Here is a 16,128-nt window from a genome sequence, read left to right as displayed (position 1 = left end):
AATCACGGTTTGACTTCGTCTTCTTCTGTCACGACTCGGCATAGCTCGAACAAGTTCGGCTCTGCTCTCGCTGCTCCATCAGTTTACGTTCTTGCCCACCTGCTTCCACCGCCTCTTGGCAGCCGCTGCTATCTCGGCTTTGTTCGCTTTGGTGGGTCTTGCCCCTTCGTCTATCTCCATCCAAACATCGCCCATGGTGGTGTATTTCACCGCCCTCGTCAGTCGCTTCAACTGCTTGTTCATCTTCTTCAGTTTGGGTCGGATGCCGAAGACTATCTCCACACGCTCCTTCTCGGTCATCTTGTTGCCCGACAGGCATACCGTGCGTATGTCATTAACTATCTCGATGCTGTTCATAATCAGCTCGCGGTATATCTTGTTGCGCTTGGCTGACAGGGCTACGGCAAGTCCGTTGGCAGGATGGGCATCCAACTGCGCCACCAATCCACCCATATTGTCCACCAACTGACCTATCTCGTGATAGAAACCATATATCTGTGCGGCATAGCTGACGATGGAACGGAAGGAGTCCAGATAGTTGTTGAACTCCCGCTGCAGGTCGGTAGTGGCTTCCACTTCCTCCTTGGTCCAGATATGGCCGGTGGATTGTAGCAGCATCACTTTCTCCTGATTCTTCAGTTCTTTCTCCGCCTTGTTGGTGTACATCAGAATCATCCCCGCAAGAGTCGGGTCGTTCTGCGCCCGCACTCCTGCAAAAGATGATATAAACATAAAAATGGCAATTGATATGAAATACTTCATGACTGATTCCTTTATCGTTAATCACTGATGGTCATACGTCCTGCTCTGCGCCATCTGCTAAGGGCTTGGGTGGCTATCTCTCCATTGCTTCGGTCTATCATCCCTGCCGTCACGCCGTTCCACACATCGGTCATGGTGTAATATCGTATAGACAGATAAAGACGATGCAGCTTCTTGCTGAAGGCACTCAGCTTGTCGTTCAGTGCCCACAGCGTCTTGCTCCTTTCCGCACCAGTCAGCATGTTCTCTTTGCCTCCTTTGGCGACTGCATCTTTCAGCAGTGTGAAGACGGACACCAATTCCGTGGCGGTCTCCATATACAGGTTGTTCATCGAGAGGGTGGCAACGATGCCTTGCGGATTATTGTTGATGGCCTTGCGCATCTTACACAAGGTGATGAATATCTTCACTCCATCGTCGTACAGATAGGTACAGGCTTTGAGGGAAGAGGCATAACCACTGGCGGTTTTCAGATAACTGTTGTACTTCTTCTCCCATTCGTGTATCTTGGTGAACTCTGCGGCGATGGTATTCTGCAACAGGGCAGTCTTGGTCTGACCTTTGATTTCCTTCTCTATCTCACCGTTGATGGCTTCGTTGCCCTCTGCTAATGCCATCCATTCCAAAGGGTTGGCAGTCACAATCTGTGCATGGGCTGACGGCACGCTCAGTACCAATGCCACGACAATGAACCAAATCTTATCTATTCGTAATCTCATATACGCCCTTTCTTCGTTTGTTCGTTTCTACTCTTGTTCGTATCACACTCACCACGTCATAGCTGTTGCTGATGCCGGTCATTTCCAGTTTCGGTGTCGTTCTATCCATCGACAACACGGTCACGCTTTTCAGTCCGCATAACTGTTGTATCAATGTCTGATGCTCGGCAAAGTCCACCACTCGGTACAACTCCATGTAGTTCACGCTCCGCTGAAACACTCCGTGCTCACAGATGAGTTGCTCGCTCCCGATATGGTAGCGGATACTCCTCAGATAGATGAATCGGTAGAGTAAACAGAGGGAGAACAGGAGGCTGAAGACAAGCAACAGGGTACTATATGCACAACCGGGCAATCCTCCGATTAGGAGCATTGCCACGCACAACAGCAACAGAGGCAGTTCGTTGATGAAAAACTGTCCGATGCTGGGGCACAAGGTGATGATGCTATTATCTTCTTGTCTCATACGCTTCTATGATATGTGTTCTTTTCTTCTTTTTCCCTTTGTTTCTCTGCCTTGCCGGCTGCGATAAACTCGGCATAGTCGAAGGTATCTGGTTCGCCCTTGGCAATCAGTTCTGCTGATTTCTTGTTGAGCAGCGCATCGTTCCAGTCCTTGTAGCAACCCAATGGATGATAGGCTTGCACATGCTCGTGACGGAAGCCCATCTCTGCTGCCACCTTCCTGAAGTTTGCAACAAACTGCCGCCCTGCATCGTCCTTGTCAAAACCCAAATAGTGCCGTGCGTTGGGAGTAACGGACAGAAGTCCTCGCATCTGTCCCTCGGTGGGTGTGCCGCCCGTAGATACATACACCATCTTTACAGGATTTATCTGATACTCTGCCATGGCATCGTAGGCACTCTCAAACCATACAATTTCGCTTGCTTTATCCAACGGCTCGCCCGTGAGGTTGGCAATCCACAGTCCTTCACTGCTGTTGCTTCCTTCTGCCTTGCCCTTGTAACCGCCGCTACCGTCCATCTTCGGTCGTCCTCGTTCCTCAAAGCCCACAGTCTTGTCGGGTGTCTTGGGCAGTACAAGCGGAAAGGCAAGGTTGGCAAAGGTAAGTCCATCCGTCCGATGCTTAGTAGCCAGACAGAAATGCCGATGAAAAGCATACTGCGTATAGAGGTCGATGCCTCGGAACTTAAAATAGGGATAAAACCTTTTCTGCGTTTCCCTGTCCTGCGGATTGAACTTGTGGATGTCGTAGTCATTCAGGTTGAATGGCTTTCCGTCCTTTCTTGGTTCTGTAATCTTCGATGGTCTGTCCTCTATGGGTTGGTTGAGCAGTCGGTTGCAGACGAGGTTGACGAGTCGGTCAGGAGACATTCCCACCTTGTTCTCTGAAAACATTTCTGGATGCTCCTTGATGAACGAAATGACATTATACACCTTCTGCTGCGGTGGTTGGAAGCAACATTTCCCATTCTGCGTGACAATGAACTTATCACCACGCACCCGTCTGCCCTCACTGTCAGTACGCACATACGACGGATAACGCAAGCCATCTCTCTTGTTCAGATGATACCCTGCGTCCACCAGTACTTCCTGTATGCTCAACCTGTCCAGAAAGTCATCGTATGTCAGTTCACTACTCATTATAAATTATAAATTGTAAATTATACATTGTTAATATCCTCTCCTTATCTCCGTGGCAACATGATTTGCTTCTGCCTCAAAGTACCTTGCCGCAATCTCCTGTGGCGAATCCACTCCCGGTTTGAAGTAAGGACGTGGACCGCCATGATGCTCTGCATAGAACTCCGGGGCTGGATGGTGATGATGGTGGCTTATGTCATGCGCCACCTCTGCTGTAACGACTGCTCCTGCCGTCAGAGCCGCCAATATCTTCGTGCCCAGTCCGGCGTTGGTTTCGGGGCGTGTCTTCATATCCACTTCACTGAAAACCTTGGAGAAGAGTTTCATGCGATGGTAGTCATCCACCGCCAAGAACTTGTCGTAGTCCTTCTGCTTGATTTCGTGCGTGATGGCTTCTCCATTGATAATGGCGGTCATGCGATACTTATCTTCGCCTTTCTTATCTCCCTCCATCGGAGGCACTTTCTCCACCATGATGTCACCGACTTTCACTTCACGCCCATGCGCTCCCTCACGATACCAACCCTTGTTCTCATTAATCAAGGCAAGGTCTTCACCTCTCACCATGGCATCGCCTTGCAACACGTCACGTCTGACAGTCTCGTCCTCTTCCAACGGAAGCAACCGTTCCTCGTCTTGTTGCTGACGCTGCTGCAACTCCTGTTCAAGTTCGGGATGCAGATGCAGGTCGATGCGCTCCTTGCTATTCAGTGTGTCCATCAGGATTTTGTCAGCAAAGTCGTCCTTGATGATGCCATTCAGCAGTTCCAAGCGTTGAACGACGGGCACTTCCTTGATGGAGTTGGAGGTGAGTTTCTTCAGTTCCTCATCTGTCAGGTCATACACCATGTCGGCATTGACGCTGTTCGACTGAATGGTCAGCGTCTTCGCATTCTCATCAATGATGATGCCATGCGATGCCAGACACTCCTGCCACTTCTCATTGGTGAAATAGACAGGCGAGGTAATCAGTTCCTTATAAGGCTTGGCTGGCTCCGTGCTTCTCGTGCGGCTGATGGAAGGCATTATGATTCCCTCCAAATCTTTCAGCACATCCTGTTGCTGAGGGCTATAACTCTGTTGCTGTCCCTTATAATAGAACCCATAACCGCCGCTCTGCAATTCGCCAGGCTTCATTCTGCCGTCCCAACGTTCAGGCACAATCGGGGCTTCGGGGAAGAACAATCGTCCTCCAACTCTGCGAAGATGGAATCCCTCCTGACTGCGTGGTGTCCAACCTAAAAAGGGTGGTGGCATATCGATGCGCCCCATCCGTCCATACTCGCCGATACCAACACGATAGCCGTGCAGCCCCATAGCTACACGACCGTTGGCATTGCGTGCATGAACGAAGTTCTTGGGCATATAGAAGTCGTTGCCCACAATGCCCGTAAAGGTATTGTAGGCTAACTTGTTGGCATGATTCGTACCCCAGTCGGTCAGAGCCAACATCTGCTTCTCGGTGATGTTATAGGTAAGCAGCGGACTGTCATGCCCTTGCACCACAAGCTGATAGCCGCTGCCATTACTCACCACATGAGCCTGCATACCATTGCGCATGAGCAAGTCACGCATCTCTGGTTGCAGGTCCATCTGTTGGGGATTCGTATTCTTTCTTATCGCCATACTTATTCTTCACTCTTCATTCTTCACTCTTCATTTATCATGCTTCACCGTTCTCTATTGCCTTCTCCAGTTCCTCATCTTTGTGATGGACAAACTGCTCCGCACTCTCTTCACAAATGCAGAGTCCGTTGTTCAGACAATAGCTCTCATATTCTTCCTGCCATTCAGCAGAATGATGGTTGACATACTCCAACCAACCGTACTCGCCGCTCTGTATCTTCTCGACGAGCACATCCTCTGGATAATATTTATTTGATGCCATATACTTATTATATTATGTGTAGATTATTTGTGCATGGAAAAAGAGGCGCGGTTGCGCTCTCCATTCTTCTTCTGCTCATTCCAAAGTTCTTCCGTGTATTCCTCTTCAGGCACATAGTCAAGATTACCGTCATCGCCCATTACCCAACAGCCATAGCACCCGAAGGTGTATTTGTCCCACTCTCGCTTGGTGTTCTCCTTCCACTTCTGACTGTCGCCTTGATTAATCCTTATGCCGGTCTTATCGTTCAGGTCAATACCCACCGTCACCTGTTCGTCCTCCATGATGAGCGTGAGCGGCTCACCCTTCTGCATCACGGTCAGTTCTGCCGAACTCAGTTTCAGTTCATCCTTCAGCACCTCCAAGTTGCGCCCGATGACAGGCGTAGGTACCGACATCACCTGATTGGTCTCCGTGTCAATCTGCACGAAAGCCTTGCTGCTCCTGCCATCAGCATCCTTAACATCGGCAAGGATAGCCTTTCCAGCCAGCAAGTCCTCCTGCTGTTCCTGAGTAAAAGCCTCCAATGGTGATTTCTCCAACTGCGGATAGAAGACCACATCCACCTTGCCGTCCTCCATACGGACCAACGCAAATCGGGTGCGGCTCTTCAATGTCTCGCCCTCATCATTATTCACCTGAATGGGCAGCAACGGTGAACGTCGTCCCTGACCAATATCTTCCAACGCCCACATGGGCAGGTCTTCAATCTTCTCTTGTGTGAGACCAAAACGAGCCAGTGTCTGATAAGGCACCTCGCTCTCTTCAAATCGTACTTGCTTCATACTTTAACTTTGAATTTGAAATTAAACTCATGCAAAGTTATATACCTATTCAGAGACAAGCAGAATTGCATAAGATAATGCGTGTTATTTTTGACGATTATTATTATTTGAGTTTGATTTCTGCTCAAAAATCAAACTCGATTGCTATATTATGTTACAATCTTCTTGTCTTCCCTTTGTTCTTTATGCCAGTCAAAGAATTGCTTGTTACTTTTGCACCATGAAACGATTTCTACTCATCACAATAGCAGCAATATTCTGTTCATCAGCAACAGTATGCGCTCAGTTCAATACCGTCACACAGACTAAGGTACACCGCAAGGCTGTGCCAAAAACGACGCAGTCCGCAACATCCGAACAACTGCCTCCGTGCTCGCCGCATCAGCGGCGAGACTCTCTTGCCTTTGCCCCATTACAAACCCAAACGGAGCAGACCGACCGCCACACGGCACTTGTCAGTCCACTCCGTCATATCTCTGTCACCAGCCCTTTCGGCTACCGCAGAGACCCATTTACAAAAAGAAAAGCCCTACACAACGGGCTTGATTTGAAGGCAAATTACGAACCCACATACGCCATGATGCACGGCGAGGTCATCAAGGTAGGCAAGGACAAACGTTCAGGCCTCTATGTCACCCTCCGTCACGGCGACTTCACCGTCAGCTATTGCCACCTCTCCCAAACTCTCGTCACCAAAGGCACCCACGTCCGTCCCGGCATCATCATCGCGCTGACAGGCAACAGTGGTCGCAGTACTGGTCCCCACCTGCACCTCACACTCAAAGACACAAAAAAAGGACGAGCCATCGACCCGTCCATTCTTCTCAATCTTATCAAGCATCCACTCTAATAGAACGCCTTGTCTTTTGTCGTTCACATCACCCCTTCCGCATTGCAATAATGTCTTAAATATCTAATCCTCAACAATTTCTATTCTTGAAAAACAAGTGTTTTATTCACGAATATAATATGATTTCGTGAAAGATGTCATAAGATGATACTAATATCTATGCTATTTGTCAATAAAGAACCCGTTTCTATGCAGATATTCTGAAACGGTTAGTGTTCCAATCCCTATCTGCTCACACAACAAAGGAAGTTTCTTGAACAACTTACCGTCATTCTGCTGCCTTGTTTCCTCCGTCATTACTTGCATCTCTTCCAGATGGATAGCGTCCGAGTGTCGTACATTCAGTGCATAAATGATAATCTTAGCATCACCTGTTTTAAGGTATTCTTCCTTTTGCTCTATGTATTCTTCTTCAGTCAGTTCCTGCTTCTTCAGTCTTACACAGAAATTGTTGTCTATCATGTTGCTGAATCTCTCTGGGGCACATGGAAATAGATCCTTTGTCGGAATGACCAATTTCTTGTCTTTGAGGAAAGGCATCTTTTCAACTGCAATTCCTTTGGAGGTGCGTTTTGATTCATCCAGAATCACATCAAGTAGCATCAAATCCTTGCGGGAGAACGCCTCTTCCAGGAATGAGTACAACTGTCCGTCCTTATCCAAGGGAAGATAATTCTTGGCAATCATCACCAATGAGCATGTATCAACAACTATCGCCATAACTCCCTCTCAAAATTTGCTGGTTTGACATTGAGTCTCGAACAGAAAGTGGTCTCGTTGACCACTCCATTGAAATAGGCATATTGCATGGTTTTCAAGAATAGCGGAGAAATGATGGGCTTTGGTGTTCGCCCGCCTCTCTTCTCAGAGTTTTTCAACTTTTCCTGTTCCTCTCTTCTTCTGTATTCCTCTGCCAATTCACTCTTGACATTGCTGTAGCTCGAATAGCTGATTTTCCTGTCGATATACATCCTTGTATATAAGGCAAGACGGCTAATGTGCGTCCGTGCACTGATAGCCTTGAAGAGGTCAATGCAGTAGTCGTTACGGGAATCTACACATGCTATGTTAGCAAGTGTTTCTGCTTCTTGTCCCATAATGAACTGATATGCAAAATCATTGCACCATCTTTCGACATCACTGTATGAAGTCTGTGCCGAGATGTCCATCATGTCCACCGACTCCACTTCTTCAATCCCCAATAGACAATGCCCCAATTCATGCGCCAGAGTGAATATTTCTCGCTTGTAATGCTTATGATGCTTAAGCACTATCACATTGGGCTTAAGGTAAAAACCGTCAATGTTGGTTTTCTCTTTCTTGTTCCATGTCTCTATGTATTCAAAGACAAAAATGCCATGATCGGCGATTTTTTCTATCATCTTCACAAGAAACTGCCTATGATTGACAGTTTCCCCGGGATAAAAAAAATCTCTTGCACGTACGGCTACTGTCTTAGGGTCATCTTGTAGGGTGTAGTGTTCTATGTCAAACTTCACATCCAGTTGCGACAGTTTGTTGTATGCATCCAAAGCGTTTTTCAGACTCTCGAATCGGTTTACAGTACGGATCGACTCCAAGTTCAGCTCTGTTCCGAATGAGGTCTTGCGGAAGAAGATACTGCTGCTTGCATTGGTTGACAACTTAGAATAGTCTTGAAAGAAACTGACTTCTTTGTCGAATATCTCACCTATACGCTTCAACACCCCCAAATCAATAGAATCTCCACTGATGTCTGCGGCTCCTGTTATCCGTTTCCTGCCTTTGTTCAGAAGAGACAACAAGTCATCCACCGACATCTTGTATAATGCCAGCAGGTATTCTAAACGTTTCTTGTTAATCTCTACTTTCATATCAGCCTCGATTGAACTATTGTTGTTTTGATGCAAATGCTTAGGCACAATTTTGCGTTGCAAAATTACACATTTTCACTTAAATGGGCGAATTTTCATGCTGAATATCACTGGAATTTATGTTTATTTTGCTAAATCGCTACATTTTGCCACCAAAAAGACACAAAAATAGGACGAATCATCGACCCGTCCTTTTGTTTTTAGCCTTTTTCGTTCTAACCACAGCCTGCAATGTTATTCATCAACTGGTTCATCACTCGCATGTCTCATTTCGTAAACTGTCCATAAGGCTAACACACATTCAATGGCTATCACGGTAATGGCCGCAGTCATGCCCCACCAGTGGGCAATAAGCATAAAGATGCCAGCCTCAATGCACAACGCAAAGAGGATGGTAACAATAAGTGATAATATTCTATTCATTCTACGGTAACTGATTTAGCAAGGTTTCTTGGCTGGTCAACATTCCTATCCTTGTTGATGGCGATGTAATAGGCCAGCAACTGCAATGGGACGGAAACAACGAGAGGTGTAAGGCATTCGGGTACGTCGGGCACTTCAAGGCAATGGTCGGCGATGTCCTTCATTGCGTCATTGCCCTTGGTAATGATGGCGACAACCGTACCGCCACGCGCCTTCACCTGCCTTACATTACTGATTATCTTGTCATACAGCGAGTCCGTTGGAGCAATGACCACCGTGGGCATCTCGCTATCTACAAGTGCAATCGGTCCATGCTTCATTTCCGCAGCAGGATAACCCTCCGCATGGATATAGGATATTTCTTTCAGCTTCAACGCACCTTCAAGGGCGGTGGGGTAGTTGTACCCACGACCGAGATAAAGGAAGTTGCGGGCATAGGTGTATATCTTCGACAAGTTCTTGATTTTGTCAGCAAGTCCCAACACATCTTTTATATATAGGGGCATGTTCTTCAACTCCCGGACAATCCTCTCTACGGTTGCATCATCCACAGTACCACGCATCTGTCCCACGCAGAGGGCAAGCAGCATCAGCACCGTTACCTGTCCTGTAAAAGCCTTGGTAGAAGCCACACCTATCTCAGGTCCTACATGGATGTATGTCCCGGAATCCGTATTTCTTGGGATAGAGGCACCCACGACGTTGCAGATGCCATACACAAAAGCCCCCTTGCTCCGTGCCAACTGTATGGCGGCAACGGTTCCGAGCGGTCATACTTCCTTTGTAACTCCATACACTTCTCAAAGGAGAAGTCGGATGCCTCAAAAAGAGGCTGGATAAGGTGGGCGCATTCGTTCAGCAGTCCCTTGACGATGTGGATGTTCATCTCGTGGCAGTTTCGGCAAATTGCACTGTTGCAGTTGATATACCGATGACTGTTGATGAAGTCATCCACATAGCGGTCATACCGCTTGCCATTCAAAATCACATCCTGAAGATAGAGTTCTCTCGCTTCTAAGAGTAACTCAAACAATTCTTCTGCTACATCCTGTTCGGTAGCGAAGTGGGTCAGGTGTTGCTTCTCTTCAAAAAAAGAGAAGACTTTTTAATTTGTTTTTGCATACTAAATTACTTATTTATAAGTTTATGACGACTGAAATATAAAAATTACACAACATGGTTCAGTATTAGGTTATAATTCTTGTAAAGTTACATTCCTCCTCCCAACGCATGGTAAAGTTTAATTATACTTTGTATGCGTTCAAAACGAGTTTGTAACTGTTGCACTTCCGCTTCGAGAAGAGACTGTTTGGCGGTCAGCACTTCCAGATAGGTGGTATTGGAATGACGCATCAGCGATTCTGTCTTTCGCACAGCGTCGCATAATGTTTCAACCTGCCGAGCATTGATTTCAATTTGCGATTTTGCCGTCTGCCATGCGGTCAGAGCATCGTTCACTTCCTTTCCTGCGTTCAGTAATGATTGCCGGAACAACAGTTTGGCTTCTTCCTGACGGCTTTTGGCTATCTTCAAGTTGGCGATGTTTACGCCCCGGTTGAATAACGGCTGTGTCAGGGAACCGATGGCATTAAGTAACCATTGTCCGGGATTTACGATTACGCCACCGCCGTTATTAGTCCATCCAAGAATTCCCGAGAGGGTAATATTGGGATAGAAGGCGGCACGGGCCGCATTGGTGGCGTAGAATGCTTGCGCCAGTTCCATTTCAGCCTGACGCACGTCGGGACGGTTGGAAAGCAGTTGCAAAGGGACTCCGATCGAGACAGTATCGGGGAAAGCAGCCTCGGCCAGATCACTTCGTCCAATCGAGTGTGACGGCATGGCAAGTATCGCAGACAGGGCGTTTTCTGTTTCGGAAATACTCTTGCGTATGGATAACAGGGATGCTTCGAGTCGCATCACGTTCGCCTTTGCCTGCAATACGCCAGCCTCGTTTGATTTCCCCACTTTTTTCAACGCTTCAAGAGTGCGTACGGTAGTCCGCCAGTTCTCCAAAGTCCGGTTACTTATTGTCATTTGTGCGTCAAGCATGGCAAGGGTGTAGTAACTGTCTGCAATAGTGGCGACAAGCTGTGTCTGTACGGCCTGCCGGTAGGCACGGCTTCCTTGTAATGCGGCGGCTGCGCCACGCTTTGCCGCCGTAAGTTTGCCGAAGATGTCCAGTTCCCAGCTTGCCGACGCTCTCACATTATATGTCTTTGCCGTTGCTCCGTCATGTTTATTGGCATTACCTTCGGCAGTCAGTCCCAGTGATGGAAGATATGATAGTCTGGCAGTCATCAGGACGGCTTCTGCCGCTTCCACGCGTAACCGTGCCACATTGAGGTCTGCGTTCCGTTCAAGTCCGGTTTCAATCAAGGACTGGAGTTTCGGGTCGGTAAACATTTCCCGCCACGACAGGGACGCGATGGTCATTGTATCAATGTCCGCCGGCATGTCCCGATACAGATTCTCCGTTGAGAGGTCAGGGCGATGATACCGGCTGTATGTGCCACAGCCGGCAAGCATCCATCCCGACAATATGATATATATTACTGTCTTCTTCATTTAATTATGCTTAACACGTTCTTGGATATATTGGAATACAATAAACAATGACGGCACAAGGAACAACAGAGCCAAAGTACCTACAATCATTCCACCGATTACACCTGTGGCAAGCGAACGGCTGCCGTTGGCACCCACTCCGTGCGCCATCATCAGCGGGACAAGACCGAACACCATGGACAACACAGTCATCAATATGGGGCGCAGGCGGACTTTTGCCGCACTGTATGCCGCCTGTGCCAGCGTCATGCCTTCCGACCGCCGTTTACCGGCGTATTCGGTAAGCAGGATCGCTGTCTTGGCAAGCAGGCCTATAATCATGATAAGTCCGGTCTGCATGTAGATGTTGTTCTCCAGACCGAAGAGCCACGCAAACAGGAAACTGCCCATCAGTCCGCAAGGCACCGACAACAGAACCGCGAAGGGTATGAACACGCTCTCATACAAGGCGCACAGAATCAGATAGACCAGAACCATGCAGAGCAGGAATATAAGCGTGGCATTGTTGGTCGTCTTGCTTTCCTCACGCGAAATGCCGCCAAACTCGTATGTGTAATTTGACGGAAGCACTTCACGTGCCGTCTCGCCGATGGCTTCGAGCACCTGCCCCGAACTGTAGCCCTGAGCCGGAGACCCGCTAATCGAGATGGCGTTGAACAGGTTGAAACGGGTGAGGTCTGACGGGCCGTTGGTCTTGGTCAGGCGCACGAACCGGCTCAAAGGCGACATGCCGCCATCGGTGGCACGCACATACATGTGGTGCAGGGATTCCGCATTCACACGATATTCCGCCGGAGCCTGCATGGTCACATGGTAGAGCTTGGAGAACCGGTTGAAGTCGGAAACATATTGTCCGGTATAATAGCCCGACAATGTGGAAAGCACATCTGCGGGCGACACACCCGACTGTTCGCATTTGGCGGCATCGATATCCACCCAGTATTGCGGATAATCCGTGGCAAAGGAGGAATAGACTTCGCCGATTTCGGGTCGCTGCGACAAGGCTTCGACAAACTTGTCTGCCTCTTCCTTGAAGGCGGCGATGTTTCCGCCCGCCTTGTCCTGCAAATAAAGCTCGAAACCGTTTCCCATGCCGTACCCGGCAATCATCGGAGGCGACATGGCGAACACCGTGGCATCGGGAATATCCGAAGTGGCGGCATAAATCTTTCCGATGACATCATTGACCGACTGCCCCTCTCCCTTACGCTGCTCCCAGTCTTTGAGTGTCACGAAATACATCGCCTGCGAGGGACCGAAACCGCTGAAAGAGAAACCGGCGACCGCACCGCTGTATTCAATCTCGCCGATGCTGTCGAGACGGCTGTTGATACGCTCCATCACCTTACTTGTCTGAGCCATGGATGTGCCGGGCTTCGTGTTCATGCTCACCATGACCGTCCCGGTGTCCTCTTCGGGAATAAGTCCCGTCTTTGTGACATTGACCAGCAGCACCAGCAACCCGAAAGAAATGCCTATGATGCTCCACAACAGCCATCGGCGATGGATAATGAACATCACTCCACGTACATAGCGTCGGCTCAGACGGTCGAAGACGGCATTGAACGCTTTACGGAAACGGGCTGCAAAATTGTTCTTGGTGTTGCCCTGCTCATCGATATAGGGTTTCAGCAGCAGCGCGCAAAGTGCCGGTGAGAGTGTGAAGGCATTGACTGCCGAGATTCCCACGGCAACAGCCATCGTGATACCGAACTGCGTGTAGAACGCTCCCGAAGTCCCGCCCATCATGGCAACGGGGAAAAACACTGCCATAAAGATGATGGTAGAGGTCAGGATAGCCGACGAAACGCCTTTCATGGCATCATCAGCCGCGAGAACCGCAGACTGATAGCCCTCGTCGAACTTCGCCTGCACCGCTTCCACCACCACAATGGCATCATCGACCACAGTTCCGATGGCAAGCACAAGCGCGAACAGGGTGAGCAGGTTGACGGAGAAGCCGATCATGGACATCACGGCGAACGTACCGATAATGGAGACGAAAATGGATATCGTAGGAATAAGCGTGGACTTAATATCTTGCAAAAATACATATACCACCACGATAACCAGAAGTATCGCTTCAATAAGTGTCCGGATAACAGAATTGATGGAAGCATACAGGAACTTGTTGGTATCGGTAAGCACCACGAATTCCGTCCCTTCGGGCAAGTCCCGGCTGAGGTCGTCAAGCACTTCGTGAATCTCCTTGATGGTGCTTGAAGCATTGGACCCGGCTTTCTGGTTGATGAGCATCATGGCTGCCGGATGCCCGTTCACTTCGGAGGAATATTTGTAGTATTCATCGCCCAGTTCCACATCGGCAACCTCCTTCAGCCGAAGCACATTGCCGCCCGGCAGTGACTTGATGACCAACTCACCGAACTCTTCCGCGCCGGACAAGCGTCCGCGGTATTTCATCGTGTATTCATTGGCGGTAGGATGATTGGCACCGAAGGAGCCGGTGGCGGCCTCGATGTTCTGTCGTGCGAGTACGGTGGATATGTCATCGGGGATAAGCCCGTATTGCGCCATCTTGTCGGGACGCAGCCAAAGTCGCATGCTGTAGTTGGAACCGAACATCTGTGCCTTTCCCACGCCGCTGATACGTTTCAGCCTCGGCTCGACATTGATTTTCACGTAATTGTTCAGGAAGGTCTGGTCGAAGCGGTCATCGGGCGAATAGAGCGCGAAAGTCATCAGTTCGGCATTCTGCTGCTTTTCAGTGGTGACACCGGTCTTGGTGGCTTCCGCCGGAAGCTGGCTCAGCGCGCCGTTCACGCGGTTCTGCACGTTTACCGCCGCCATGTCCGCGTTGGTTCCCTGCTTGAAATAGATGTCGATGGAAGCATCGCCCGTATTCGATGCCGTGGAAGTCATATAGGTCATGTCTTCCACGCCGTTGATGGCTTCTTCCAGAGGGGTTATCACTGCCTTCTGCACAGTTTCAGCGTTTGCTCCAGGATAAGTTGCGGATACGTTGATGGTCGGAGGTGCGATGTCGGGGTATTGTTCCACCGGCAAGGAAAACATGGAAATCATGCCCAACAGTACAATCACCACCGAGATAACGCCCGAAAACACCGGGCGGTCTATAAAAAATCGCAGGTTCATTTCGTTTCGTTTTTAGGGGTTATGCTCATGCCTTCTCTCACCAGTCCCACGCCTTCGGCGACAATGGTGTCACCGACCGAAAGACCTTCTTTTACGATAAACCGGTTGCCGTCGTTCAGGCGGTCCACCGTGAGATAGGCGGCTTCCGCCTGTCCGTTTTTCAGACGGTAAGCGATAATCTTGTCCTGCAGTTCCACGGTGGCGGTCATGGGAATGGTTACGGCCTCCGTTTTCGGGTTTTGAAGGATGACATTGCCGATGCTGCCACTCAACAGTTCGCGGTCGGGATTGGGGAACAGGGCTTTGATTTGTACCGTTCCGGTAACAGGATCCACCACGCCGCTTACGGTTTCAATACGTCCTTTCGCCTTGTACAGGCTGCCGTCGTTGAGTTGCAGGCCCACTTCCGGCATCCCGGCTATCATGCTGTCAATCGAGCCATAGCGAGCCAAATATCGCCGTAGCATATTCTCCGAAATGGAGAAATAGGCATACATCTCCGCATTGTCGGACACGACCGTGAAAGGCTGTGCCATATTGGGACCGACAAGCGCACCGATGCGATAGGGCAATGTGCCTACTACTCCGTTGCTCGGGCTTTTGATTTCCGTATAGGAGAGATTGTTGCGTGCATCCGATTCTTGTGCCTTTGCCTGTTCGAGTTCAGCACACGCCACTGCCAGTTGGTTCCGGGCGAGAGAAAGCTCGTAGTCGGATATGACCTTCTCGTCAAACAATGCCTGCTTGCCCCGCAGCTCGATTCTTGCCGTTTCCACTTTTGCCTGTGCCGCGCTGACATTGGCCTGCGCCGTGCGTAATGCCGCCCGATAGGGCACTTGGTCAATTACAGCCAATACTTGACCGGTCTTCACCCGTTCACCCTCTTTCACTTTCAGACGGATAATGCGCCCGGACATTTGCGGCAGGATGTCCACATCCTGCCGTCCGCGTATGGCGGCGGAATAGGACTCGGAGATTTCCACCGGACTTGCCGCGACCTTTATGACCCGATAACTCTGCACCGCATCCTGCTTGCCGTCCGCCTGCCTGCATCCGGTCGGCAGGAACAGCATGAGAGCAAATGCGGCGAAATTCGTGATAATGAATTGCTTGTTCATATTTTCTTCTTGTTTTGTATTAATTCATAATAGGTTTGGTGTGTCACCACTGACGGATGGTATTCCACTCTTTTTCGAGAATGGCATAAACACAGGTATCTTCATATTTTGGGGAGCCGTCAGGATTGTTTACGAATGTCACAAACTCTTTGAAACATCCTTCGCGGCGCATACCAAGACGTTCGCATAAGCGTTTGGAGCGGATATTGTCATCTTCCACAAATCCATAGATACGCCGTGCGCCCGCCTCTCGGAAAAGATAATCCAACAATCCGGCTGCCGCTTCACAAGCGAATCCTTTGCCTTCAAAACGTTTGTTGAAATGCCACCCCACATTATAAGTGTCTTCATTCTCACGCAAAGCGAACACGTCACCGATAATAAAGTCATCCTTGAAACGGCAGAGCATACTGTCCATTGCCATACGCCGTGCATGGTAATGC

The 16,128-nt window shown here is 49.2% G+C and carries 15 protein-coding genes and 2 pseudogenes; 1 reads left to right on the top strand and 16 read right to left on the bottom strand.

What is annotated here, in order from left to right; translation table 11 throughout:
- Positions 1-78: 78 nt before the first annotated feature.
- From DXC10_RS11395 to DXC10_RS11365, 7 genes are read right to left on the bottom strand one after another with little or no spacing between them, the layout of a single operon-like run.
- A complete protein-coding gene (locus tag DXC10_RS11395) occupies positions 79-762 on the bottom strand; it encodes a hypothetical protein (RefSeq protein ID WP_005816248.1) in 684 nt (227 codons plus the stop codon).
- A gap of 17 nt (positions 763-779) precedes the next feature.
- Complete coding sequence (locus tag DXC10_RS11390) at positions 780-1,481, bottom strand: hypothetical protein (RefSeq protein ID WP_005816246.1); 702 nt, start codon at positions 1,479-1,481, stop codon at positions 780-782.
- Positions 1,462-1,947, bottom strand: a complete 486-nt coding sequence (locus tag DXC10_RS11385; protein WP_005816244.1) for a PH domain-containing protein — start codon at positions 1,945-1,947, stop codon at positions 1,462-1,464. The genes DXC10_RS11390 and DXC10_RS11385 overlap by 20 nt, the downstream gene beginning before the upstream one ends.
- Positions 1,944-3,086, bottom strand: coding sequence for a toprim domain-containing protein (locus DXC10_RS11380; RefSeq protein WP_005816242.1), 1,143 nt, complete (start codon positions 3,084-3,086; stop codon positions 1,944-1,946). The genes DXC10_RS11385 and DXC10_RS11380 overlap by 4 nt, the downstream gene beginning before the upstream one ends.
- A gap of 30 nt (positions 3,087-3,116) precedes the next feature.
- Positions 3,117-4,712 carry a hypothetical protein gene (locus DXC10_RS11375; RefSeq protein ID WP_005816239.1) on the bottom strand — a complete coding sequence of 532 codons (1,596 nt, stop codon included), beginning with the start codon at positions 4,710-4,712 and terminating at the stop codon, positions 3,117-3,119.
- Between the two features lie 37 nt (positions 4,713-4,749).
- The gene (locus DXC10_RS11370; RefSeq protein ID WP_005816237.1) at positions 4,750-4,974 is read right to left on the bottom strand and encodes a hypothetical protein; all 225 of its coding nucleotides are present in this window, start codon (positions 4,972-4,974) and stop codon (positions 4,750-4,752) included.
- 23 nt (positions 4,975-4,997) lie between these two features.
- Complete coding sequence (locus DXC10_RS11365; RefSeq protein ID WP_005816235.1) at positions 4,998-5,759, bottom strand: DUF4099 domain-containing protein; 762 nt, start codon at positions 5,757-5,759, stop codon at positions 4,998-5,000.
- Positions 5,760-5,979: 220 nt separating this feature from the next.
- Here DXC10_RS11365 and DXC10_RS16750 point away from each other — a divergent pair, with 220 nt between their 5' ends.
- Positions 5,980-6,609 (top strand): M23 family metallopeptidase, encoded by a 630-nt coding sequence (locus DXC10_RS16750; protein ID WP_007837448.1) that lies wholly within the window; start codon positions 5,980-5,982, stop codon positions 6,607-6,609.
- Between the two features lie 162 nt (positions 6,610-6,771).
- Here DXC10_RS16750 and DXC10_RS11350 read toward each other — a convergent pair whose 3' ends face one another.
- The 9 genes and pseudogenes from DXC10_RS11350 to DXC10_RS11310 all read right to left on the bottom strand — a co-directional run.
- The gene (locus DXC10_RS11350; protein WP_005816230.1) at positions 6,772-7,329 is read right to left on the bottom strand and encodes a DUF4411 family protein; all 558 of its coding nucleotides are present in this window, start codon (positions 7,327-7,329) and stop codon (positions 6,772-6,774) included.
- Positions 7,320-8,462 (bottom strand): ImmA/IrrE family metallo-endopeptidase, encoded by a 1,143-nt coding sequence (locus DXC10_RS11345; protein ID WP_007897423.1) that lies wholly within the window; start codon positions 8,460-8,462, stop codon positions 7,320-7,322. The genes DXC10_RS11350 and DXC10_RS11345 overlap by 10 nt, the downstream gene beginning before the upstream one ends.
- A 234-nt stretch (positions 8,463-8,696) precedes the next feature.
- Positions 8,697-8,885: a hypothetical protein gene (locus DXC10_RS11340; protein ID WP_005816226.1), complete on the bottom strand. Its 189-nt coding sequence runs from the start codon at positions 8,883-8,885 to the stop codon at positions 8,697-8,699.
- A pseudogene (locus tag DXC10_RS11335) lies at positions 8,882-9,646 on the bottom strand (SIS domain-containing protein); the annotation flags it as partial. The pseudogene DXC10_RS11335 and the gene DXC10_RS11340, both read right to left, overlap by 4 nt.
- Positions 9,643-9,957: pseudogene (locus DXC10_RS16555) on the bottom strand (hypothetical protein); the annotation flags it as partial. The pseudogenes DXC10_RS16555 and DXC10_RS11335, both read right to left, overlap by 4 nt.
- Before the next feature lie 137 nt (positions 9,958-10,094).
- A complete protein-coding gene (locus DXC10_RS11325) occupies positions 10,095-11,453 on the bottom strand; it encodes an efflux transporter outer membrane subunit (RefSeq protein WP_117713278.1) in 1,359 nt (452 codons plus the stop codon).
- The gene (locus DXC10_RS11320) at positions 11,454-14,567 is read right to left on the bottom strand and encodes an efflux RND transporter permease subunit (RefSeq protein ID WP_117713277.1); all 3,114 of its coding nucleotides are present in this window, start codon (positions 14,565-14,567) and stop codon (positions 11,454-11,456) included.
- On the bottom strand, positions 14,564-15,685 hold the full coding sequence (locus DXC10_RS11315) for an efflux RND transporter periplasmic adaptor subunit (RefSeq protein ID WP_117713276.1): 1,122 nt from the start codon (positions 15,683-15,685) through the stop codon (positions 14,564-14,566). Before DXC10_RS11315 ends, DXC10_RS11320 begins: the two co-directional genes overlap by 4 nt.
- Before the next feature lie 43 nt (positions 15,686-15,728).
- On the bottom strand, positions 15,729-16,128 hold a 400-nt coding region (locus tag DXC10_RS11310), incomplete at its 5' end, for a GNAT family N-acetyltransferase (RefSeq protein ID WP_147331305.1).

It is taken from the genome of Bacteroides sp. OM08-11 (assembly GCF_003438665.1).
In the GTDB taxonomy this organism is placed as follows: domain Bacteria; phylum Bacteroidota; class Bacteroidia; order Bacteroidales; family Bacteroidaceae; genus Bacteroides; species Bacteroides cutis.
Note: the sequence above shows the minus strand (reverse complement) of the source record. Positions and strands in the feature narration are given on the sequence as shown.

What these genes read in the sequence shown, in the direction of transcription:
- DXC10_RS11395 (WP_005816248.1), bottom strand. Translation starts at nt 762, where the DNA reads ATGAAGTATTTCATATCAATTGCCATTTTTATGTTTATATCATCTTTT.
- DXC10_RS11390 (WP_005816246.1), bottom strand. Translation starts at nt 1,481, where the DNA reads ATGAGATTACGAATAGATAAGATTTGGTTCATTGTCGTGGCATTGGTA.
- DXC10_RS11385 (WP_005816244.1), bottom strand. Translation starts at nt 1,947, where the DNA reads ATGAGACAAGAAGATAATAGCATCATCACCTTGTGCCCCAGCATCGGA.
- DXC10_RS11380 (WP_005816242.1), bottom strand. Translation starts at nt 3,086, where the DNA reads ATGAGTAGTGAACTGACATACGATGACTTTCTGGACAGGTTGAGCATA.
- DXC10_RS11375 (WP_005816239.1), bottom strand. Translation starts at nt 4,712, where the DNA reads ATGGCGATAAGAAAGAATACGAATCCCCAACAGATGGACCTGCAACCA.
- DXC10_RS11370 (WP_005816237.1), bottom strand. Translation starts at nt 4,974, where the DNA reads ATGGCATCAAATAAATATTATCCAGAGGATGTGCTCGTCGAGAAGATA.
- DXC10_RS11365 (WP_005816235.1), bottom strand. Translation starts at nt 5,759, where the DNA reads ATGAAGCAAGTACGATTTGAAGAGAGCGAGGTGCCTTATCAGACACTG.
- DXC10_RS16750 (WP_007837448.1), top strand. Translation starts at nt 5,980, where the DNA reads ATGAAACGATTTCTACTCATCACAATAGCAGCAATATTCTGTTCATCA.
- DXC10_RS11350 (WP_005816230.1), bottom strand. Translation starts at nt 7,329, where the DNA reads ATGGCGATAGTTGTTGATACATGCTCATTGGTGATGATTGCCAAGAAT.
- DXC10_RS11345 (WP_007897423.1), bottom strand. Translation starts at nt 8,462, where the DNA reads ATGAAAGTAGAGATTAACAAGAAACGTTTAGAATACCTGCTGGCATTA.
- DXC10_RS11340 (WP_005816226.1), bottom strand. Translation starts at nt 8,885, where the DNA reads ATGAATAGAATATTATCACTTATTGTTACCATCCTCTTTGCGTTGTGC.
- DXC10_RS11325 (WP_117713278.1), bottom strand. Translation starts at nt 11,453, where the DNA reads ATGAAGAAGACAGTAATATATATCATATTGTCGGGATGGATGCTTGCC.
- DXC10_RS11320 (WP_117713277.1), bottom strand. Translation starts at nt 14,567, where the DNA reads ATGAACCTGCGATTTTTTATAGACCGCCCGGTGTTTTCGGGCGTTATC.
- DXC10_RS11315 (WP_117713276.1), bottom strand. Translation starts at nt 15,685, where the DNA reads ATGAACAAGCAATTCATTATCACGAATTTCGCCGCATTTGCTCTCATG.